This is a genomic window from Aeromonas sp. BIGb0445 (assembly GCF_024809075.1).
In the GTDB taxonomy this organism is placed as follows: domain Bacteria; phylum Pseudomonadota; class Gammaproteobacteria; order Enterobacterales; family Aeromonadaceae; genus Aeromonas; species Aeromonas rivuli.
Map to the genome: position 1 here is coordinate 1 of NZ_JANUES010000001.1, position 21,092 is coordinate 21,092.

18 protein-coding genes and 3 tRNA genes are annotated in these 21,092 nt (G+C 59.6%); 18 read left to right on the top strand and 3 right to left on the bottom strand.

Annotated features, from left to right (window positions below; all coding sequences use genetic code 11):
- Positions 1-16 precede the first annotated feature (16 nt).
- From M2367_RS00005 to M2367_RS00020, 4 genes are all read left to right on the top strand, one after another.
- Positions 17-92, top strand: a tRNA-Gly gene (locus tag M2367_RS00005).
- Between the two features lie 48 nt (positions 93-140).
- A tRNA-Gly gene (locus M2367_RS00010) sits at positions 141-216 on the top strand.
- Between the two features lie 37 nt (positions 217-253).
- Positions 254-329 (top strand) — tRNA-Gly (locus M2367_RS00015).
- A 193-nt stretch (positions 330-522) separates the two neighbouring features.
- A complete protein-coding gene (locus tag M2367_RS00020) occupies positions 523-1,383 on the top strand; it encodes a 5'-methylthioadenosine/S-adenosylhomocysteine nucleosidase (protein ID WP_224431177.1) in 861 nt (286 codons plus the stop codon).
- A 32-nt stretch (positions 1,384-1,415) separates the two neighbouring features.
- On the opposite strand, the gene ppgK is transcribed toward M2367_RS00020, so the two are convergent.
- Positions 1,416-2,186, bottom strand: a complete 771-nt coding sequence (gene ppgK / locus M2367_RS00025; protein ID WP_224431176.1) for a polyphosphate--glucose phosphotransferase — start codon at positions 2,184-2,186, stop codon at positions 1,416-1,418.
- A gap of 169 nt (positions 2,187-2,355) precedes the next feature.
- Complete coding sequence (gene queG / locus M2367_RS00030; protein ID WP_259235439.1) at positions 2,356-3,483, bottom strand: tRNA epoxyqueuosine(34) reductase QueG; 1,128 nt, start codon at positions 3,481-3,483, stop codon at positions 2,356-2,358.
- On the opposite strand from queG, the gene M2367_RS00035 reads away from it, so the two are divergent.
- From M2367_RS00035 to hflC, 9 genes are all read left to right on the top strand, one after another.
- On the top strand, positions 3,482-5,113 hold the full coding sequence (locus tag M2367_RS00035; protein ID WP_259235440.1) for an NAD(P)H-hydrate dehydratase: 1,632 nt from the start codon (positions 3,482-3,484) through the stop codon (positions 5,111-5,113). The genes queG and M2367_RS00035 overlap by 2 nt on opposite strands.
- Positions 5,098-5,571 carry a tRNA (adenosine(37)-N6)-threonylcarbamoyltransferase complex ATPase subunit type 1 TsaE gene (tsaE, locus tag M2367_RS00040; RefSeq protein WP_224431174.1) on the top strand — a complete coding sequence of 158 codons (474 nt, stop codon included), beginning with the start codon at positions 5,098-5,100 and terminating at the stop codon, positions 5,569-5,571. Before M2367_RS00035 ends, tsaE begins: the two co-directional genes overlap by 16 nt.
- The gene (locus M2367_RS00045) at positions 5,562-7,016 is read left to right on the top strand and encodes an N-acetylmuramoyl-L-alanine amidase (protein WP_042040964.1); all 1,455 of its coding nucleotides are present in this window, start codon (positions 5,562-5,564) and stop codon (positions 7,014-7,016) included. Before tsaE ends, M2367_RS00045 begins: the two co-directional genes overlap by 10 nt.
- A 126-nt stretch (positions 7,017-7,142) precedes the next feature.
- Complete coding sequence (gene mutL / locus M2367_RS00050; protein WP_259235441.1) at positions 7,143-9,053, top strand: DNA mismatch repair endonuclease MutL; 1,911 nt, start codon at positions 7,143-7,145, stop codon at positions 9,051-9,053.
- A gap of 96 nt (positions 9,054-9,149) precedes the next feature.
- Entirely contained in the window at positions 9,150-10,046 is an 897-nt protein-coding gene (gene miaA, locus M2367_RS00055) for a tRNA (adenosine(37)-N6)-dimethylallyltransferase MiaA (RefSeq protein WP_259235822.1), read from the top strand.
- Between the two features lie 73 nt (positions 10,047-10,119).
- Positions 10,120-10,386, top strand: a complete 267-nt coding sequence (hfq, locus tag M2367_RS00060) for an RNA chaperone Hfq (protein ID WP_259235442.1) — start codon at positions 10,120-10,122, stop codon at positions 10,384-10,386.
- A 56-nt stretch (positions 10,387-10,442) separates the two neighbouring features.
- Entirely contained in the window at positions 10,443-11,729 is a 1,287-nt protein-coding gene (gene hflX, locus M2367_RS00065) for a ribosome rescue GTPase HflX (protein ID WP_042040961.1), read from the top strand.
- A gap of 83 nt (positions 11,730-11,812) precedes the next feature.
- Entirely contained in the window at positions 11,813-12,964 is a 1,152-nt protein-coding gene (gene hflK, locus M2367_RS00070) for an FtsH protease activity modulator HflK (RefSeq protein ID WP_042041021.1), read from the top strand.
- A 3-nt stretch (positions 12,965-12,967) separates the two neighbouring features.
- Positions 12,968-13,852: a protease modulator HflC gene (gene hflC, locus M2367_RS00075; RefSeq protein WP_042040960.1), complete on the top strand. Its 885-nt coding sequence runs from the start codon at positions 12,968-12,970 to the stop codon at positions 13,850-13,852.
- Between the two features lie 348 nt (positions 13,853-14,200).
- Here hflC and ispB read toward each other — a convergent pair whose 3' ends face one another.
- Complete coding sequence (gene ispB, locus M2367_RS00080) at positions 14,201-15,172, bottom strand: octaprenyl diphosphate synthase (protein ID WP_042040959.1); 972 nt, start codon at positions 15,170-15,172, stop codon at positions 14,201-14,203.
- Between the two features lie 243 nt (positions 15,173-15,415).
- Between ispB and rplU the strand changes: the two genes are divergently transcribed.
- The 5 genes from rplU to M2367_RS00105 all read left to right on the top strand — a co-directional run bounded on the left by rplU (position 15,416) and on the right by M2367_RS00105 (position 21,076).
- Positions 15,416-15,727: a 50S ribosomal protein L21 gene (gene rplU, locus M2367_RS00085; RefSeq protein WP_005304210.1), complete on the top strand. Its 312-nt coding sequence runs from the start codon at positions 15,416-15,418 to the stop codon at positions 15,725-15,727.
- A 19-nt stretch (positions 15,728-15,746) separates the two neighbouring features.
- On the top strand, positions 15,747-16,004 hold the full coding sequence (rpmA, locus tag M2367_RS00090; RefSeq protein WP_005911261.1) for a 50S ribosomal protein L27: 258 nt from the start codon (positions 15,747-15,749) through the stop codon (positions 16,002-16,004).
- A 189-nt stretch (positions 16,005-16,193) separates the two neighbouring features.
- On the top strand, positions 16,194-17,396 hold the full coding sequence (gene cgtA, locus M2367_RS00095) for an Obg family GTPase CgtA (protein ID WP_042040958.1): 1,203 nt from the start codon (positions 16,194-16,196) through the stop codon (positions 17,394-17,396).
- A 390-nt stretch (positions 17,397-17,786) separates the two neighbouring features.
- A complete protein-coding gene (locus M2367_RS00100) occupies positions 17,787-19,157 on the top strand; it encodes a YjiH family protein (protein WP_042040957.1) in 1,371 nt (456 codons plus the stop codon).
- Between the two features lie 242 nt (positions 19,158-19,399).
- Positions 19,400-21,076: an AMP-binding protein gene (locus tag M2367_RS00105; RefSeq protein WP_259235443.1), complete on the top strand. Its 1,677-nt coding sequence runs from the start codon at positions 19,400-19,402 to the stop codon at positions 21,074-21,076.
- The last annotated feature ends 16 nt before the right edge of the window (positions 21,077-21,092 follow it).

The window sequence follows — 21,092 nt, forward strand, 5'->3', positions numbered from 1 at the left end:
ACCAGCAGTACCTGTTGCGGGAATAGCTCAGTTGGTAGAGCACGACCTTGCCAAGGTCGGGGTCGCGAGTTCGAGTCTCGTTTCCCGCTCCAATCGAAGAAAGCCGTGTTTGCAGATGCATCGACGCCAGTCGAATCGATGCGGGAATAGCTCAGTTGGTAGAGCACGACCTTGCCAAGGTCGGGGTCGCGAGTTCGAGTCTCGTTTCCCGCTCCAAGCATCCATAAACACCGTCATACCAGCAGTACCTGTTGCGGGAATAGCTCAGTTGGTAGAGCACGACCTTGCCAAGGTCGGGGTCGCGAGTTCGAGTCTCGTTTCCCGCTCCAATCTCTCCTCGAAGTACCCTCTTTCATCTCCGACATTCAGTTACCTTGAGTATTATTACCCACATTTTTCAGCTATTTATCACTTCGCTTTGCCATGAAAACGTTTGCTGTTTTGTGCGATAATCCGCGCCCTATATGGTTGATGGGCCTGCTGCCCATGACCCGAGTACACGAGCAGAGGAGTAGTTTGGCAATGCGTAATCTCACACAGTGGTTCATGGCCTTGATGATGGCCATGAGCATGACGACCCAGGCCCAGTCACTCAGCAGTGTCACTGTGGCCGGCCACGATCATCCTCCTTCGTCTCCCATCCTGATCCAGGGACCCATGCCCATCGAAGCCGAGCACTTTGCCTCCTTGTTGCAAGGGGTGGTGATGGAGCAGGTTGGTCCCTACCTCTTCTACCGGGGGACTCTGAACGGTTACCCGGTGATCGTCAGCCAGACCGGCAAGGGGCTGGAGAACACGGCCGCGGCGACGGCCATCGCCATTGGTCGCTATCACCCCCTGGCCATCATCAACCAGGGCACGGCCGGGGGCCATGACAAGCAGCTCAAGGTGGGTGACATTGTGCTGGGCAAGCGGACCGTCAACATTGGCAATCTGAAGACACCCCAGCGAGCAGAAGGGCAGGGGGTCGATGCGCTGGCGTGGCTGCCGATGGATATCATGGCATCTGCCGGCAGTGCGGGTGGCGACGATGCCAACAAGATCCGTTACTACGAGGGAAGCCAGCCGCTCATCGACATCGCCCGGCAGGTAGCCTATGCCAGGGGGAAGGTCGTCGAAGGGACGGTGGGGTCTGCCAACTTCTGGAACAGCGAGGTAGATCGCATCAACTGGTTCCACCGGGAGTTCGGCACCAGCGTGGAAGAGATGGAAGGGGCGGCAGCGGCGCAGATAGCCGATGCCTTCCAGATCCCTTTCCTCTCGATCCGTATCCTCTCCAACAACCTGACCAATGGCGGCCACTATGATCCGAAAACGGGGGAGGCCTGTCAGCTTTTCGTGAAGGGTGTGGTAGAGCGCTACATCGCAAGCCTGCCCCGATAGGAAGTGCTTGGTCCCGGTAAATCCAAGGCCCCTTACGGGGCCTTTTTTGTCGGTTTCGAACGAGTGGCTGCCTGTTCGGCGGCATAGAGCGCGGCCCCGATGATCCCTGCCTGGTTGAGGCTGGCGGCGGCGATAAGCGGCGCCCGGGTGGCTATCTTGTCGACAAACTTGTCGAGTTTGGCGGCAGTGCCCCCGCCCAGGATGAAGAGATCCGGCGAGAAGAGGAACTCGAGCCGGGCCAGATATTGGTTGAAACGCTTGCCCCACTTGCTCCAGGAGATCTCCTCCCGCTTGCGCGCCGCATCCGAGCAGTAGTGTTCGGCTATCATGCCCTCCAGCATCAGGTGACCCAGTTCGGTATTGGGCAGCAGATGGCCACCCACAAACAGGGCCGTGCCTATGCCGGTACCGACGGTGATCAGGATGACGACCCCATCATGGCCCTGGCCTGCGCCAAACCGCATCTCGGCCAGGCCTGCGGCATCGGCGTCATTGAGCACGAAGCAGGGCTGACCTGTCACTTCGCCAAACAGCCTGGCCGCGTCCGTCTCGATCCAGCTCTTGTCGATATTGGAGGCATTCTTCGCGACCCCGTGGTGTATGGTGGCCGGGAAACCGCAGCCGATGGGGCCCTGCCACTGGAAGTGTTCGACCAGTTGCTTGAGGGCATGGGCGATGGCGGCCGGGGTGGCGGGCTGCGGGGTCGGGATGCGATGGCGTTCGCCGATGAGTTCGCCGCGCTTTGTATCGACCAGGGCCCCCTTGATGCCCGAGCCTCCTATGTCCACACCCAATATCTGCATCTGCTCCGATCCTTATGATGATGACGCCACACTGGTGCGCTAAAGCATGGGAAATGTGCGAGGAAACAGCAAGGAGGCCGATCCTCAAGCGTGATCTGTCGCTGATCTCTTGTCGATCAAGGGCATGGCTACTGGCTCTGATCGCGAGTTAGCAGAGGTGACAGTGAGATTAAGCGTGATCCGGCAGACCCTTTTCGATGCAGCGGATGAGCAGCTTGGTCTTGCGGTTCTCACCCTGCTGACGGGCGGTCAGGCTCGCCACTGCCCAGCTGATGTGCTCGGCCACCATGGGATCGGCGCTTGGCAGGGCTGCGTGCAGGGCGGTGAAGACGGCTTCATCGGCCGGGCCGTTGCCGAGCGCCACTGCCAGGTTGCGGCGCCAGCGTTGATAACCGATGCGGCGGATCGGGCTCCCCTCGGTATTTTTCAGGAAGAGAGCCTCGGACCAGGCCCAGAGATCCAGCAGCTTGGGGCTGTGCAGATTGGCGCGCGGACTGAAGTCAGGCTCGGGGCTGGCATCGGCGTAACGGTTCCAGGGGCAGATGAGCTGGCAGTCATCACAGCCATAGATACGGTTACCGAGCAGGGGCCTGAGCTCGACAGGAATAGGCTCGTCACTCTCTATGGTGAGGTAGGAGATGCAGCGCCGCCCATCCACCACATAGGGCGCGATGATGGCACCGGTGGGACAGATGTTGATGCAGGCCACGCACTTGCCGCACTGCTCTTTCTCCACCGGCTGGTCGATGGGCAGCGGCAGGCTCAGCAGGAGTTCGCCGAGGAAGAAGAAGGAACCGGCGGACTCATTGAGCAAAAGTGAGTGTTTGCCAACCCAGCCGAGCCCAGCCTTGGCGGCGAGTGGCCGCTCCAGCACGGGGGCCGAGTCGACGAAGGGACGCCAGCCCAGGGTCTCGCAGCGCGCCTCAATCCGCTCACCGAGCTGTTTGAGCCTGGCGCGCAGCAGCTTGTGGTAGTCGCGGCCCAGGGCATAACGGCTGATATAGCCGAGGCTGGGATCGCGCAGGGTCGCGGCGAAACCCGCCTCGAAGGGGAGATAATTCATCCGTACCGACAGCACCCGCAGGGTGCCCGGCAGCAGCTCATGGGGGCGGGCGCGCATCATGCCGTGACGGGCCATGTAGTCCATGGTGCCGTGATAGCCGGCATCGAGCCAGGCCTGCAACCTGGGCTCTTCCTGGTGCAGGTCAGTGTCCGTGATGCCAGCCTGGTCAAATCCTAGCTCGCGTGCCCAGAGCTTGATATCTTGGGCCAGTTTGTCGAAATCGGGAGCCGTCATGATGCAGATCAACAGGGAAGGAGGGGGCAGTTTACCACAGCTCCTCAACGAACCGCGCAGTCATGGCCCACGGCTCCCCAGCGCGCTATGGCGTAGCGAACAAATTCGCCGTGCCGAGGCGGAACTGGCCGCCGCTGCGGGGGTGTCGCTCTATGAGTTGATGGAGCGCGCCGGCACCGCGCTGTTTGATTATGCCAAGGGGCATTGGCCAGCTGCCCATCACTGGTGGATCTTTACCGGCCCCGGCAATAATGGCGGCGATGGCTATGTATTGGCCCGGTTGGCGCAGGCTGCTGGCTTCAGAGTGAGAGTCATCGCCGCGCGAGCCCCGGCGCAGCTCAAGGGGGATGCTCATCGGGCCGCGGCCGCTTTCCTGGCGGCGGGGGGTCAGGTTGAACGCTTCGAGGATGTCCATCTGACCCTTGCCGAGCCGGTTTCCCTTCCGGATCTGCTGATAGATGCGCTGCTTGGCAGCGGCGTCCGCCTGCCACTCACGCCGGCGATGACAAAGATTGTCGCAACCATCAATCGTTTGCCCGTGCCGCTGCTGGCCGTGGATCTCCCCTCAGGGCTGGATGCCGATACCGGCCACATCATGGCCAGCCCGGTGCGGGCGACTCGTACTCTCTGCCTGGTCGGGCTCAAGCAGGGGCTGCTCACCGGCCAGGGACCGAGCTGGTGTGGGGAGCTGGATCTGGACCCTCTCGGTCTGGATCTGAGTCATTGGCAAGCGCCCGCCGCCCGACGTATCGATTATCCCGCCCTGGCTCATCTGTTAGTCCCCCGTGCACGCTGCGCCCACAAGGGAGAGCAAGGCCGTGTGCTGCTGATTGGCGGCAATCAGGGCATGGCGGGGGCCATCTTGCTGGCAGCCATGGCCTGCTTGCGTACCGGGGCCGGGCTGGTCAAGGTGTGCCAGCATCCGATGAATGCTCCCGCCAGCCAGGCCCAGCCCGAGATCATGACATTAGCGCGCGACGCGCTGGTCGGCTCTTTATCGGCGGCAGAGACCCTGCCTGGAGAGAGGCTCCGGGCGGGCGGAGTCAATCCCTGGGGATCAGTACGGGTGCTGGGGCCAGGACTGGGCCTCGATGCCTGGGGCGGGGCCCTGTTCAAGCAGGCTTTGTGCCGGGAGCTGCCACTGGTATTGGATGCAGATGGATTGAATTGGCTGGCGCTACAGCCCCGCCATCAGGATAATTGGGTGCTCACGCCCCATCCCGCCGAGGCAGCCCGCCTGTTGGGTTGCAGCACCGCCGAGGTGGAGGCCGATCGCTTCGCCGCCGTACAGACCCTGCAGGGCACCTATGGCGGCGTCGTGCTGCTCAAGGGGGCAGGTACACTCATCGCGGATGGTAAACAGGTCTGGCTCTGCCATGAGGGGAATCCCGGCATGGCCAGCGGCGGCATGGGTGACCTGTTATCTGGTATAATCGCCGCCCTTTTGGCCCAGGGGCTAGGGGCGCGTGATGCAACCTGCCTGGGCGCAGTGCTCCATGGGGAGGCTGCCGATCTGGCGGCGTCAGAAGGGGAGAGAGGCATGCTGGCATCTGACCTGTTGCCATGGATCCGCTTTCTGGCCAATCCCGACACTCCTGACAAGTTAAGAAGACGATGGCAAAACAGTTGATGATAGCGTTGCCGGATGAGGCAGCGACCGTAAATCTGGGTGGTCAGTTGGCGCGCGCCAGCCAAGTAGCGACCACCGTCTTTATGCACGGCACCCTGGGGGCGGGCAAGACGACGCTCACCCGTGGCTGGATCCAGGGACTCGGCCATTCAGGCAAGGTAAAGAGTCCGACTTATACACTGGTCGAGCCCTATGAGCTCGGAGCCTGGCAGGTCTATCACTTTGATTTGTATCGATTGGCAGATCCCGAGGAGCTGGAGTTCATGGGGATCCGTGACTATTTCGGCCCCAACACCCTCTGTCTGGTTGAGTGGCCTGAGAAGGGAGAAGGTTGGCTAGCCGCCCCGGATCTCGAGATTACCCTGACATATGTAGACATGCAGCGCGAGGCCCTGCTGGTGGCCCGTACTGCGATCGGCGAAGCTATTCTGGAACGGTTGCAACCCAAGTGCGTCTGATAATTTCCCTGTGTTTTATTCTGCTTGCCTCACCGACCTGGGCCAATCAGCTCAAGAGTGTGCGGATCTGGCCCTCGCCCGACAACACTCGGGTGGTGCTGGATCTCTCCAGTTCGCCCCAATTCAACTATTTCACCCTGACCGGGCCGGATCGGCTGGTCATCGACCTCAAGGGGGCCAGCAATGGCGCCAATCTGGCCCGGGTCGAGAACAAGAGCGAGCTGGTACGCAAGATCCGCGAGAGCACGCCGGTGGACAAGGGAGGCCTGCGTCTGGTGCTGGATCTCAAGTCGACCATCAAGCCGGTGGTATTTCCATTGGCGCCAGCCGGTCCCTATGGCCACCGGCTGGTGATCGATCTCCCCTATGAGGAGAGTTCGGCCCGTCATGCCACGCCGGCCCCCGCGACCCCGGGCAGCAAGGTGATCATCGCCATCGATCCCGGTCACGGCGGTGAGGATCCTGGCTCCATAGGTCCGCGTCGCACCTACGAGAAGCGAGTCACCCTGGCGGTTTCCCAGAAGCTGGCCGCGCTCATCAATCGTGAACCCGGCATGCAGGCGGTGATGACCCGCCGCGGGGACTACTTCGTCGATCTCAATAAACGTTCCGAGATTGCGCGCAAGTCCAAGGCGGATCTGCTGGTCTCGGTGCATGCGGACAGCTTCACCAACCCGCGTCCGCGCGGTGCCTCGGTCTGGGTACTCTCGACCAACAGGGCCAATCGCGAGATGGGCAGCTGGCTGGAGAAGCAGGAGAAGCAGGGCGAGCTGCTGGGTGGTGTGGGCAAGGTGATTGCCGAGTCTGACCCCAACCCCTACTTGGCGCGCACCTTCCTGGATCTCTCCATGGACAAGTCCCGCGCCGAGGGCTATGACGTCAGCCGCATGATCTTGAAAGAGATGGGGCGAGTCGCCCGCCTGCACAAGTCCGCCCCAGAGCATGCCAGTCTGGCAGTGCTCAAGGCGCCGGATATCCCTTCCGTGCTGGTGGAGACGGGTTTTATCTCCAACCACGAAGAGGAGAAGCTGCTGGCCAGCAATGCTTATCAGAACAAGCTGGCCCAGGCGATCTTCCACGGGATCCGCAACTACTACAAGGCGCATCCCGTCAAGGGCCACATCATGTCGGGCAAGGTGAGCAGCGCGTCGACGCGCAGCACCCAGCCAGCCGTCAGTCAGGTGGCGCCTGTTAGCCAGTCTGCTCGCAGCGGCGCCCCCGTGGTCAGCGCATCCGGGGCGGGTGTTATCAAGCCGATGACCAGCCTCAGCGGCGCGAATACCATCGACAAGCAGCGCAGCATCAGACACGTGGTAACCCGCGGCGAGAGCCTGTCACGGCTTGCCGAGCGCCACGGCATCTCCATGTCCCGGCTTGCTAAATACAACAATCTGAAATCCAACGAGATCCAGATTGGGCAGGTGCTCTACATACCCAAAGGATAAGCGATGCAGATCCGTGTTTTGCCTCCTATTCTCGCCAACCAGGTAGCCGCTGGCGAGGTGGTTGAGCGTCCCTCCGTCGTGGTGCAGGTACCTGTATTCCCCAGGTTCAACAATCAGGAGTAAGCGATGCAGATCCGTATTTTGCCTCCTATTCTCGCCAACCAGATAGCAGCGGGTGAGGTAGTGGAACGCCCCTCCTCCGTCGTCAAGGAGCTGGTCGAGAACAGCCTGGATGCGGGGGCGAACCGGATAGAGATCGACATAGACAAAGGGGGTACCAAGCTGATCCGCATCCGTGACAACGGCTGCGGCGTGCCCAAGGATGAGCTGGTGCTGGCCTTGTCACGGCACGCGACCTCCAAGGTGGCGACCCTGGATGATCTGGAAGGGATCAACAGCCTCGGATTTCGGGGAGAGGCGCTCGCCTCCATCAGTTCTGTCTCCCGGCTCAGTTTCACGTCGCGTACTCAGGAACAGTCCGAAGCCTGGCAGGCCGAGGCAGAGGGACGGGAGATGAATGTCACCATTAGACCCGCCGCCCATCCCGTCGGCACCACGGTCGAGGTGGTGGATCTCTTCTTCAATACCCCGGCGCGGCGCAAGTTCATGCGCAGCGAAAAGACCGAGTTTGCCCACATCGATGAGCTGGTGCGCCGCATCGCCCTGTCGCGCTTCGATATCACCCTGCTGCTGCGCCACAATGACAAGCTGGTGCGCCAGTATCGCGCCGCCAGTTCGGTGCAAGAGCAGGAGCGCCGCCTCGCCGCCGTGTGCGGCACCCCCTTCATGCACCATGCCCTCGCCATCGAGAGCGAGCACAGCGACGTGCGACTGCGCGGCTGGTTGGCGACCCCGGCCGGGGCCAGGCCGCAGAATGATCTGCAATACACCTATGTCAACGGCCGCATGATGCGCGACAAGCTGATCAATCATGCCATCCGCCAGGCCTATGACGAGCTGCTGGGACCGGATCGCTTTGCCGCCTACGTGCTCTATATCGAGCTGGATCCCCGTCAGGTGGACGTCAATGTGCACCCCGCCAAGCACGAGGTGCGTTTTCATCAGGCGCGGCTCATCCACGACTTCATTTATCAGGCGCTGTTTAGCGCCCTGCACCAGGCCGACCGTCAGGAGCCTCTGGCGATGAGTGAGGTGAGCCTGCCGACCACGGCTCCCGACTATCCGGGGCAAGCGGCGCGCACCGACTGGTATGGGGCAGAACACGGCTATCGTGCCCCCACCGAGGTGCGGGAGGGGGCCCGTCAGGGCGGATCTGATGGCATCATGGGCAGCGACCGTCCCGCTAGTCAGCCGCGCACGACCTTGGCCAGGGGGCAGAGCTCTCATGGTGGGGATCTGCCGCAGGCCCCCACTCGGGAGGCGCTGCGTGGCATGGAGGCCCTGTTGACGACCTTGCCCGCTCTCCAGGCGCCACCTCCGACCAGCACGGCGTCCCGGGATGAAGCGCACATCGAGGGCACCGCTCGGGCCCTGACGTTGGTGGAGGGACGTTATCTGCTGCTCGAGCAGGGAGGCGGGCTCGCTCTGCTACGGTTGGTTGTGGCCGAACGGCGCCTGCTGCGCCACTGGCTGCTCGAAGGTTGGGGGCAGGGGCTGGCCGCCCAGCCGCTGCTGCTGCCCGTCGCCTTTAAATTGCCCAAATCCCTCCATGGGGTGGCCGCCGAACAGGAAAAGCTGCTCAAACGCATGGGACTCGAGTTGAAAAGCGGTGGTCGCGACACCATGATCCTGACTCGGGTGCCGGCGCTGCTGCGCCAGACTGATCTGGCCCGTTTGCTGCCCGAGCTGCTGCAACTCCTCGAAGGGTTGAGTGCTGCCAGCAACGAGGAGCAGGCTCAGGTGCTCTGTCAGTGGCTGGTCGAACAAGGCTTGGCCAGTGACAAACAATATGACTTTGCCACGGCCACTCGCCTGCTTGGTGAGCTGGTGAGCCAACTGGGTGATCCGCGTGGTGACAAGGGGCTGCTGCGCCCCCTCTCCCTGGCCGCGGCCCTGGCCGAGTTTGAGGAAGAGTGAAGCCACTCGCAGCTGACTTGCATGGGGCAGCCCCCCATTTTTAGCGTTTTGTGAAAGGAATTGACCGTGACTGACTTGCCGACTGCCATTTTTCTGATGGGGCCTACCGCCTCCGGCAAGACGGATCTCGCCATCGAACTGTGCCAGACCCTGCCCTGCGACATCATCAGCGTGGATTCCGCGCTCATCTATCGCGGCATGGACATCGGCACCGCCAAACCGAGTGTCGACGAGCTCAGGCTCGCCCCCCATCGATTGATCGATATTCTGGATCCGGCGCTGAGTTACTCGGCGGCGGATTTTTGCCGTGATGCCTTGCGCGAAATGGACGAGATTGCCAGTCGCGGCCGCATTCCCTTGCTGGTCGGCGGCACCATGCTCTATTTCAAGGCACTGCTGGAGGGGCTCTCTCCGCTGCCCTCGGCCGAGCCCGTCATTCGCGCCAGCATTGAGGCCGATGCGGCCCGGCTGGGCTGGCAGGCCCTGCACGACGAGCTGGTGCGCATCGATCCTGTGGCCGGGGCGCGTATTCATCCCAATGATCCCCAGCGGCTGAGCCGGGCCCTCGAGGTCTATCGCATCAGCGGCAAGACCCTCACCGAGCTGACTCAGGTGCAGGGGGAGGGGTTGCCCTATCGGGTGCATCAATTTGCCATTGCCCCGACCGAGAGGGCTCAGCTGCATGAGCGGATCGAACAGCGTTTCGATCTCATGCTGGCCCGAGGGTTCGAGAACGAGGTCAGGGCCCTGCGCGCACGGGGGGATCTGACGCCGGACCTACCCTCAATTCGCTGCGTTGGCTACCGCCAAATGTGGGACTACCTGGCCGGGGAACTGGGGTATGATGAGATGCGTTATCGTGGCATCGTTGCCACTCGTCAGCTTGCTAAACGGCAAATGACCTGGTTGAGGGGATGGCCTGAGGTCACCTGGTTGGGATCTGGTGAGTCTGACAACCTCGCCAGGGTCATTGCCTGCGCTGGTGCGGCTTGACACTCCCTGTATAATCAGGTTGTTATAGTGATATCCGGTGTTTAAAAACAACAAACTATAAGGAAAAAAGAAGATGGCTAAGGGGCAATCACTCCAAGACCCGTTTTTGAATGCGCTGCGCCGTGAGCGGATTCCTGTTTCTATCTATTTGGTGAACGGCATCAAACTGCAGGGTCAAATCGAATCTTTCGACCAATTCGTCATTTTGCTCAAGAACACCGTCAGCCAGATGGTCTACAAGCATGCCATCTCCACCGTGGTGCCGGCTCGCGCCGTCAACCATCATCAGCATACCGTCACTGGTCAGGGTGATGAGCCGTCAGGTGACAGTGAGGAGTGAGTCCAAGCGGCGAGCCAGCTCGCCATGCCTCATGAGTCCAGTTAAGGAGCAAGCGCTTGTTTGACCGTTATGAAGCAGGCGAACAGGCTGTGCTGGTGCATGTCAACTTCAGTGATGAAGGGGAACGTGAGGATCTCGAAGAGCTCAAGCTGTTGGTGAGCTCTGCCGGGGTCAACATGTTGGGCGTCGTCACCACCAGTCGCAGTGCGCCCAGCGCCAAGTTCTTTGTCGGCAGCGGCAAGGCGGAAGAGATCGCCTCCGAGGTGCAAGCCCTGGGGGCGGATGTGGTGATCTTCAACCATGCCCTGACCCCTGCCCAGGAGCGCAACCTGGAGCGCTTGTTCCAGTGCCGGGTCGTCGACAGAACCGGCCTCATTCTCGATATCTTCGCCCAGCGCGCCCGTACCCATGAAGGCAAGCTGCAAGTCGAACTGGCCCAGTTGCGCCACCTCTCTACCCGACTGATCCGTGGCTGGACTCACCTTGAGCGCCAGAAGGGCGGTATCGGCCTGCGTGGCCCGGGTGAAACCCAGCTTGAAACCGATCGTCGTCTGTTGCGTGAACGCATCAAGGCCATCTTGCGTCGGCTCGACAAGGTCGCCAAGCAGCGGGAACAGGGCCGTCGTGCCCGCAATCGCAATGAAGTACCAACCGTTTCTCTGGTGGGTTATACCAACGCCGGAAAATCCACTTTGTTCAACCAACTTACAGATGCCAGCGTGTATGCTGCCGATCAGTTGTTCGCAACTCTGGACCCGACGCTGCGTAAAGTGGAGATCCGGGACGTAGGAGATGTGATACTGGCGGACACGGTAGGCTTTATTCGACACCTTCCTCATGATCTGGTCGCGGCCTTCAAGGCGACCCTGCAAGAGACCCGGGAGGCTGACCTGCTACTGCATGTGGTGGATTGCGCCGACGAGCAGATGCAGGAGAATATTGACGCCGTGCAGCGGGTCTTGGTCGAGATCGAGTCCGATGATCGCCCCCAGCTGATGATCTGTAACAAGATTGACAAGCTGAGCGATCGCCCCGCCATGCTGGAGCGTGACGATGAGGGCCGACCGGTACGGGTTTGGCTCTCCGCCCAGACGGGTGAAGGCCGCGAACTCTTGTTCCAGGCCCTGACCGAGTTGTTGGCTGGCACCATGGTGCACCACAGGTTGCAGTTGCCACCCTCGGCCGCCCGGTTGCGCAGTACCCTCTATCGCCTCAAAGGGATAGAGCAGGAAGGTTTTAGCGAGGAGGGGGATTTCGTGCTGGAAGTCCGCTTGCAAGTGGCCGACTGGAACCGCCTCGTGAAGCAAGAAGGTGAAGTTTTACAACGCTTTATCATGCATTGATCCATCACATGGGCTACTGAGCCTGGTGGACTGATTGCCGATAGAGATGACATCCATTCGCAAGTATTTAAATGGAGATGCTGATGGCTTGGAATGAGCCTGGTAACAACGGCAAAGACCGTGACCCTTGGGGGAATAACGGCAAGACTCAGGGACCCCCTGATCTGGACGAGATGCTGCGCAAGGTCAGCCGTCGCTTCGGCGGTCTGTTTGGCGGCGGTGGTAAATCCGGTGGAGAGATAGGCAAGTTCGGCCTCTCCATCGCCCTGCTGGTCGCCGTGGTGGTGTGGGTCGTCAGCGGCTTCTATACCATTCGCGAGGCCGAGCGTGGCGTGGTGCTGCGTTTTGGGGAGTACTCCCATAACGTGGATCCGGGTCTGCGCTGGAAACCGACCTTCATCGACAGGGTCATCCCGGTGGATGTGGAATCGGTACGCTCCCTGCCAGCCTCTGGTTTCATGCTGACTCAGGACGAGAACGTGGTCCGGGTCGAGATGGACGTGCAGTATCGCATCGTCGATCCCCAAGCCTATCTGTTTAGCGTGACCAATGCCGACGAGAGTCTGAGTCAGGCCACCGACAGTGCCCTGCGCTACGTCGTTGGCCACACCCGGATGGATGATGTCCTGACCACGGGTCGGGAAAAGGTTCGTCAGGAAACCTGGCAGGTGATCGATGGTATCATCGAGCCCTACCAGATGGGTCTGCAAATCGTCGACGTCAACTTCCTGCCGGCGCGTCCGCCAGAAGAAGTGAAAGATGCCTTCGATGATGCCATCTCCGCTCAGGAAGATGAGCAGCGCTTCATCCGTGAAGCCGAAGCCTATGCCCGTGAAGTGGAGCCAAAGGCTCGCGGCTCGGTCAAACGTCTGGAACAGGAAGCCGAAGGCTACAAGTCCCAGATTGTGCTGAAGGCCAAGGGTGAAGTTGCCCGCTTCAATGAGCTGCTGCCCCAGTATCAGGCCGCCCCCGAGTTGACTCGTGAGCGTATCTACCTGGAAACCATGGAAGAGCTCTATCAGCAGACCAACAAGGTGCTGGTCGACATGCCTGCTGGCAACAACAGCATGATCTATCTGCCCCTCGACAAGCTGTCTGGCAAGGCGAATGCGGTGCAACCGGCCCGTCCGGCTGGCACTCCTGCGGTGGAACCGGCTCAGCCGTCCAACGAAGGGGCCAACTCCACTCCGACGCCGCTGCGTAGCGGTGACCGTTTCAGCACAGGGAGAAACTGATAGATGAATAAGATAGCTATTGGTGTCATCGCTGTGGCTGCCATGGTCTGCTTCTCTTCCGTCTTCATCGTCGATGAAGGGCAGAAAGGGATAGTGGTGCAGTTTGGCAAGGTGAAGCGAGTTGACTCCGGTGAGCCTCGTCTCTTCGAGCCAGGCTTGCACTTCAAGGTGCCGGTGATCGACCAGGTTCGCAAGATGGATGCTCGCATCCAGACTCTGGAAGGCCAGGCGGATCGCTTCGTCACCTCGGAGAAGAAAGATCTCATCATCGACTCCTACGTGAAGTGGAAGATCGAGGACTTCTCCAAGTACTACCTGGCAACGGGTGGTGGCAACAAGATCCAGGCCGAAGACCTGCTCAAGCGCAAGATCAACAACGGCCTGCGTTCCGAGATAGGTAATCGCACCATCAAGGACATCGTCTCCGGTGAACGCAGCACCGTGATGGAAGATGCCCTGATGAAGATGGCGCGCTCTTCCGAGCTCGGTATCAAGGTGGTGGATGTGCGCATCAAGCAGATCAACCTGCCGGTGGAAGTCTCCAACTCCATCTATCAGCGGATGCGTGCCGAGCGGACTGCCGTGGCCCGTGAGCATCGCTCCCAGGGTCGCGAGCAGGCTGAAATCCTGCGTGCTGACATCGACCGCAAGGTGACCGTCATGATCGCCGACGCCGACAGTAATGCGCGTCAGCTGCGTGGTGAAGGGGATGCGGAAGCCGCCAAGATCTATGCCGACAGCTACAAGAAAGACCCCGAGTTTTTCAGCTTCGTGCGTAGCATGGAGGCCTATCGCAAGAGCTTCGCCGGTGGCAACGACCTGATGGTCCTGAAGCCGGACAGCGAGTTCTTCCGCTACCTCAAGTCGCCGGAAGGCAACAAGCAGTAAGCTTGTTAGTCCCATGTCGTTATGTAAAAGGGCCCGTGAGGGCCCTTTTCTATGGCTGGGATTTAACGCCGGTTTAGGCCGACAGATGTGATGATGCTCAGCTGGGGGAGGCCACTGCCACTGACCTATGACGTGTTCGTAAAGGCGCTGGTAAATGGAGGGGACAAGTAGGGCCAGGGGATGACGTGCTTGGGCAGCAGCTGCGGTAGAACAAAGGCCAAGGACGCTCTTGAGCAGAGGGTGGGCTGAGCGATGAAGACAGGGTCTGTCTCTTCTCCACCCTGGTGCATATCAACCAATAAAAAAGAGGCCATCAGGCCTCTCTTTTATTGGTCACGGCGCCAGCATTCAGGCGCTGCGCTGTACTGCCATCTGGGCCAGCTGGATCAGGGCCTGACGATGTTGTGAGTCCGGCAGCACCATGAGTGCCGCTATGGCCTTGTCGGCCTCCTCGCGGGCGCGTTGGCGGGAGTAGTCGAGCGCCCCTGTGCCATCCAGAATGGTGAGGATCTCGTCCAGATGCTCCATGCCGTTACGGTGTTCTATCGCATCACGGATGCGCTGACGCTGGGCCGGCGTCCCCACTTCCATGGCACGCAGCAGCGGCAGGGTCGGTTTGCCTTCAGCGAGATCGTCGCCGACATTCTTGCCCATCTCATCACTCTGAGAGCAGTAGTCCATGACGTCATCGATGATCTGGAAGGCGGTACCCAGATACTTGCCGTAATCGGTCATGGCCGCCTCTATGCGGGCATCTTGCTGGGTCAGCACGGCAGCGAGTCGGGTCGCGGCCTCAAACAGCTTGGCGGTCTTGCAATAGATGACCGTCATATAGCTCTGTTCTGTGGTGTCGGGATCGTTGCAGTTCATCAACTGCAGCACCTCGCCCTCGGCGATGGTGTTGGTGGCGTCGGACAGGATCTCCATCACGCGCAGGTCGGCGAGTTCGGCCATCATCTGGAAGGAGCGGCTGTAGAGATAGTCACCGACCAACACGCTGGCCGCATTGCCGAACATGGCATTGGCGGTCTCCCGGCCACGGCGCAGGTCGGATTCATCGACCACGTCGTCGTGCAGCAGGGTCGAGGTATGGATGAACTCTATGATGGCAGCCAGCTTGAGGTGATCTTCTCCCTCATAACCCAGTGCTCTTGCAGCCATGACGGTCAGCATGGGACGCATCCGTTTGCCGCCTGCACTGACGATATAGAAGCCCAGCTGATTGATCAGACTGACCTCGGACTGAAGTCGGGCCAGGATCAGCTCATTGACCGCCGTCATGTCGGCGGCACAGAGCGCTCGAATAGTCTGTTGGTCCATAGATCTCGTAACGTGACGGGCAGCAATGTCTGCAGTTTTAGTAATGGCGGGGATTCTACACGATTTCACAATGGGTTACAGTGAAGCGTTTATTCACGGCTCGGCACGTGCGCACAAAATAAACTTTTTGCTAAATTGGTCTTGCCTGAACAGATCGATGTGCGTAGAATGCCGGCCCATTGTTATAGGTTTTTGTGCGGGTCTGGCCTTGAGCAAAAGACTCGCCTTTACGGAGTTAATCAAATGTACGCGGTATTCCAAAGCGGCGGAAAACAACACCGTGTGGCCGAAGGTCAAATCGTTCGTCTTGAAAAGCTGAACGTTGAGACTGGCGCTACTATCGACTTCAATGAAGTTCTGATGGTTGCTGCAGGCGACACTTTTAAAGTAGGTGCTCCTTTCGTTGAAGGTGGCAAGGTTGTAGCTGAAGTTGTGGCTCACGGCCGTGGCGAGAAAGTGACTATCGTCAAGTTCCGTCGTCGTAAGCACCATCGTAAGCAAGCGGGCCACCGTCAGTGGTTCACTGAAGTCAAAATCACTGGCATCAGCGCTTAATTCGAGAGGAATCTGAAAAATGGCACATAAAAAAGCTGGCGGTTCATCCCGTAACGGTCGCGACTCAGAAGCCAAACGTCTCGGCGTCAAGCGCTTCGGCGGCGAAACTGTACTGGCTGGTAGCATCATCGTTCGTCAGCGTGGCACCAAGTTCCACCCTGGCACCAACGTTGGTCTGGGTACCGACCACACTTTGTTCGCTACTGCGACTGGTAAAGTGTTGTTCGAAGTTAAAGGTCCGCAGAATCGTAAGTACGTCAGCATCGTTGCTGAGTAATTACGGACCGCAAGGATCCGAAGCCCCGCCAACCTGGCGGGGCTTTTGTTTTTCTGAAAAGTTTGACGAAAAAACGGCACGCGGATGAGCTGGCGCTGACAGGCCTCATCGCCAAGATGCGTCTCGCCCGCAGGGGTCTGTACCACTATAATTGCGTATCGGTTTTTCGAATTAAGGTGACGGTTACCTATGAAGTTTGTTGATGAAGTCCAAATTCGAGTCGATGCCGGTGACGGTGGTAACGGTTGTGTGAGCTTTCGCCGTGAGAAATTCATCCCCAACGGTGGCCCTGATGGTGGCGACGGTGGTGATGGCGGCGACGTTTATCTGCTTGCCGATGAAAACCTGAATACCCTGATCGACTACCGTTTCGAGCGTTTCCACGCCGCCGAGCGTGGTGAGAATGGCCAGAGCGCCAACTGTACCGGTCGCCGTGGCAAGGATCTGACCCTGAAGGTGCCGGTCGGTACCCGTGCCAGCGATGAAGATACCGGCGAGCGGCTCGGTGACCTGACCCAGCATGGCCAAAAGCTGCTGGTCGCCAAGGGCGGTTTCCATGGTCTGGGCAACACGCGCTTCAAGAGCTCGGTCAACCGTGCCCCCTATCAGAAGAGCAACGGCACCGAGGGTGAAGTGCGTACCCTGAAGCTGGAACTGCTGCTGCTGGCTGACGTCGGTATGCTGGGCTTGCCCAATGCCGGTAAATCTACCTTCATTCGTGCCGTCTCTGCCGCCAAACCCAAGGTTGCCGATTACCCCTTCACCACCCTGGTGCCGAATCTGGGTGTGGTACGTGGTGAAAACTCCCGCTCCTTCGTGATCGCCGATATTCCGGGCCTGATCGAAGGTGCCGCCGAGGGCGCCGGTCTGGGTATTCGCTTCCTCAAGCACCTTGAGCGCTGCCGCGTGTTGATCCACCTGGTTGATATCTGTCCGGTTGATGAGTCCGATCCTGCCGAAAACGCGGTCACTATCGTCAAGGAGCTGGAGAAGTACAGCCCTGAGCTGGCGAGCAAGCCGCGTTGGTTGGTGTTCAACAAGATGGACTTGATCCTGGAAGAAGAAGCGGCCGAGGTGATGGAGCGCGTCAAGAGTGCGTTGGCCTACGAAGGCCCCGTCTACGAGATCTCCGCTATCAGCAAGCAAGGTACCAAGAAGGTCTGCTACGACATTCTGGATCTGCTCGATACCATGCCTCGTCAGCTGGAACAGGATGCCAAGGACGCCATCGAGAAGGTGGAGTTCAAGTGGGATGACTACCACAAGAACCAGCTGGCCCAGGCCGAAGCAGAGGCCGCAGCGGCTTCCCGCGCCTTCGATGAATCCCTCGGTGATGATGACTGGGATGAAGACGATGATGACGGCGTAGAAGTCATCTACGTGCGTGACTGATCACTCTTCAGATGGTTGAGATGAATACCGGAGTCCGGCAACGGACTCCGGTTTTTTTATGGGCGCTACTGTGGTTTTCATGGATCCGAAGCGTACCAGTAGATGTATTTGTGATGCCTGTTCTTGCCTGTCCTCGCCAGCTGGTTATACTGCGCACCTGAACGTAACCTGCTTGAAACAATATGCTAACACTGTGTCATGAATTGATATGCATATCTGTTTGGGGATGTTCTTATGGAAGCTTCGTCTGAAAAATACTTATGCTTAAAATTATGCATTAAAAGCTTGTTTGTGCATTTTTTTAGAGTATTCTTTCGCCCGTTTTGCTGGGCGGGGCATGAGTATGCAGGCGACCTGGCTAAGGAAAAGTAACATTAAGGCTGTAATCTCATGTTGGAAAAGACCCTCGAAGCTCCTGCGGTAAATACGCGCCGTAACTTGCTGATGTTCTTGATCCCGTCACTTATCGGGATCCTGCTGTTCATGACGCCTGTGCTCTATGACGGCAATATCACCATCCCCGTGGCTGTGCTGGCCAAGACGGTACAAGCGGTGTTCGCCGACTCCCTGGTGGCCGTGGTGTGCGCCTTGATCACCACGACCATGCTATTGACCCTGGTTGCCTGGCTGTTCAAGCCTGCGATCCTGGTACGTCGCCCCTTTCTCAATGCCCTGTTTAACGTGTCCCCTTTCTGGGCCATGGTGCGAGTACTGGGCGGCCTCTTCGCGTTGCTGACCTTCTTCGGAGTGGGCCCAGAGGCACTGCGTTCCGATGCGACCGGTGGTCTGGTGCTGCATGACCTGTTGCCCGTGCTGTTCTCGGTGTTTATCTTCGCCGGCCTGCTGTTGCCGCTGCTGCTGGATTTTGGTCTGCTGGAATTTGTCGGCACCCTGATGACCCGCATCATGCGTCCGGTATTCCGTCTGCCGGGGCGCTCCGCAGTCGACTGCTTCGCCTCCTGGCTCGGCGATGGCAGCGTGGGCATCCTGCTGACCAGCAAGCAGTATGAAGGCAAGTTCTACACCCAGCGAGAAGCCGCCGTCATCGGCACCACCTTCTCGGCCGTTTCCATTACCTTCTGCCTGGTGGTCATCTCGCAAGTCAGGCTCGAGCATATGTTCGTGCCCTTCTATCTGACCGTCTGTCTGGCGGGTGTGGTGGCTGCCATCATAGTGCCGCGTCTGCCGCCGCTCTCCTGGAAGAAGGATGTCTATGCCGATGGCACTCCGCTGTGCCGCAAGCAGGAGGCGGTGCCCCACGACCACAGTCTGGTGAGCTATGGCTTCGAGCGTGCCCTCAAGAAAGCCGATAGCGTGACTGACCTTGGTGCCGTGGCGCGGGAAGGAGTTAAGAACGCCCTGGACATGGTGTTTGGCGTGCTGCCGGTGGTGATGGCGATCGGTACCTGTGCCCTGTTGCTGGCCGAGCATACGCCCGTGTTTAACTGGCTGGGTGCTCCCTTCATACCGCTGCTTGAGCTGTTGCAACTGCCGGAGGCCGAAGCCGCTTCCAAGACCATAGTGGTCGGTTTCGCGGACATGTTCATCCCGGCGATCCTGGCGTCCAGCATAGAGAGCGAGATGACCCGCTTCGTCATCGCCGCCATGTCGGTGACTCAGCTTATCTATATGTCGGAAGTGGGTGCTCTGCTGCTTGGCAGCAAGATCCCGGTCAAGCTGTGGGAGCTGTTTGTGGTCTTCCTGCTGCGTACCCTGGTGACCCTGCCGGTCATTGCCGCCATGGCTCATCTGTTGTTCTGAACCAGCGTGTTGGTAAAAACGGCTAAAAAAACGGACAGTCCCTTGGCTGTCCGTTTTTTATATATATTTTCTGCCGATCTGTGATCGAACTGGTCTTTTGCAACCGCAGCGGCCGCTCAGGCAGCTGTTCGACCAAAGTGGGCTTTGCAATCCCATGACTTTACATTAACGTAACATTCGTCATCGCGATGTTGCCAGCCGAGCCGTAGGCCAGTCGTTCCCCTTATGGCAAGGAGCCCCCCATGCCCGCACCGCTCAGCTATCGCGTCGGCCCGACCGATGCCCCCCTGCTTGATCAGACCATAGGTGACTACCTGCTAGGGATAGTCGAACGCTTCCCGGACCGGCCCGCCGTGGTGGTGCGCCATCAACAGATCCGCTGGAACTGGCGTGAATACGCGCAGCAGATAGATCGCCTGGCCAAGGGGTTGCTGGCCATCGGCATACAGCCCGGTGACAGGGTCGGTATCTGGTCTCCCAATAACATCGAGTGGTGCCTGGTGCAGTTTGCTACCGCGCGCATCGGCGCCATCATGGTCTGTATCAATCCAGCCTATCGCCGTGAGGAGCTGGCCTTTGCCATCAACAATGTGGGCTGCAAGGCATTGATCTGCGCCAGCCGATTCAAGGGCAGCGACTATCTTGCCATCCTGGCCGAGCTGGCCCCTGAGTTGGACAGTTCAGCGCCCGGCTCTCTCAAGGCGGCCGCCTTGCCGAGTCTGGCCTGGGTGGTGCGCCTGGGGGAGGATAAGAGCCCGGGCATGCTCAACTTCGACACCCTGCTCACCCTGGGCGATGAACAGGATGCTTGCGCCCTGCAAAGGGTATCTGCCGGGCTCAAGGCCTCGGATCCCATCAATATCCAGTTCACCTCGGGCACCACGGGCAGCCCGAAAGGCGCGACCCTGAGTCACAACAACATACTCAACAATGGTCTGCTGGTTGCCGCCGGCATGGGACTGACCGAGCACGACAGGCTCTGCATCCCTGTGCCCCTCTATCACTGCTTCGGCATGGTGCTCGGCAACCTGGTCTGTCTGAGTGTGGGGGCCTGCGCCCTCTTCCCCAGTGAGGCGTTCGACCCCGCCATCACCTTGCAGATGGTCAGTGAGGAGCGTTGTACCGCCTTGCATGGGGTGCCAACCATGTTCATCGCCGAGCTGGAGCTTGCGAACTTCGCCGAGTTCGATCTCGGCTCCCTGCGTACCGGCATCATGGCCGGGGCCATCTGCCCGGAGCCATTGATGTTACGGGTGCAGACCCTGATGCACATGACCGAGGTGACCATCGCCTATGGTCAGACAGAGTGCAGCCCCATCAATCACATGACGGCGGTGGATTGTCCCCTCGACAAGCGAGTCACCACGGTCGGACGGGCTATCGGCCATACCGAGATAAAGTTGGTCGACCCCAGCGGTGAGACGGTGCCCATAGGGGAGAAGGGGGAGATCTGCTGCCGTGGCTACAACGTCATGAGCGGTTATTGGCAGGATCCGGCCAAGACGGCCGCCACGATAGATGGTGAGGGCTGGCTGCACTCCGGCGACATAGGGGTCATGGATAGCGAAGGCTATGTGCAGATCGTGGGGCGCAGCAAGGAGCTGATCATTCGGGGTGGCGAGAACATCTATCCCCGGGAAGTCGAGGAGCGGCTCTACGATCACCCTGCGGTACAGGATGCCGCCGTGTTTGGCATCGACAGCGATCGCTATGGCGAGGAGGTCTGTGCCTGGATCAAGCTCAGGCCCGGTTGTGATGCCGATGAAGAGGAGATTAAACACTTCCTGTCGGCCCGCATCGCCTACTTCAAGGTGCCACGTTATATCCGTTTCGTGGATGAGTATCCCATGACGGTCACCGGCAAACTGCAGAAGTTTCGCATGAAGGAGTTGATGAGTGTCGAACTTGCCCCTCATTAGTCACGGGGGGCCGTCC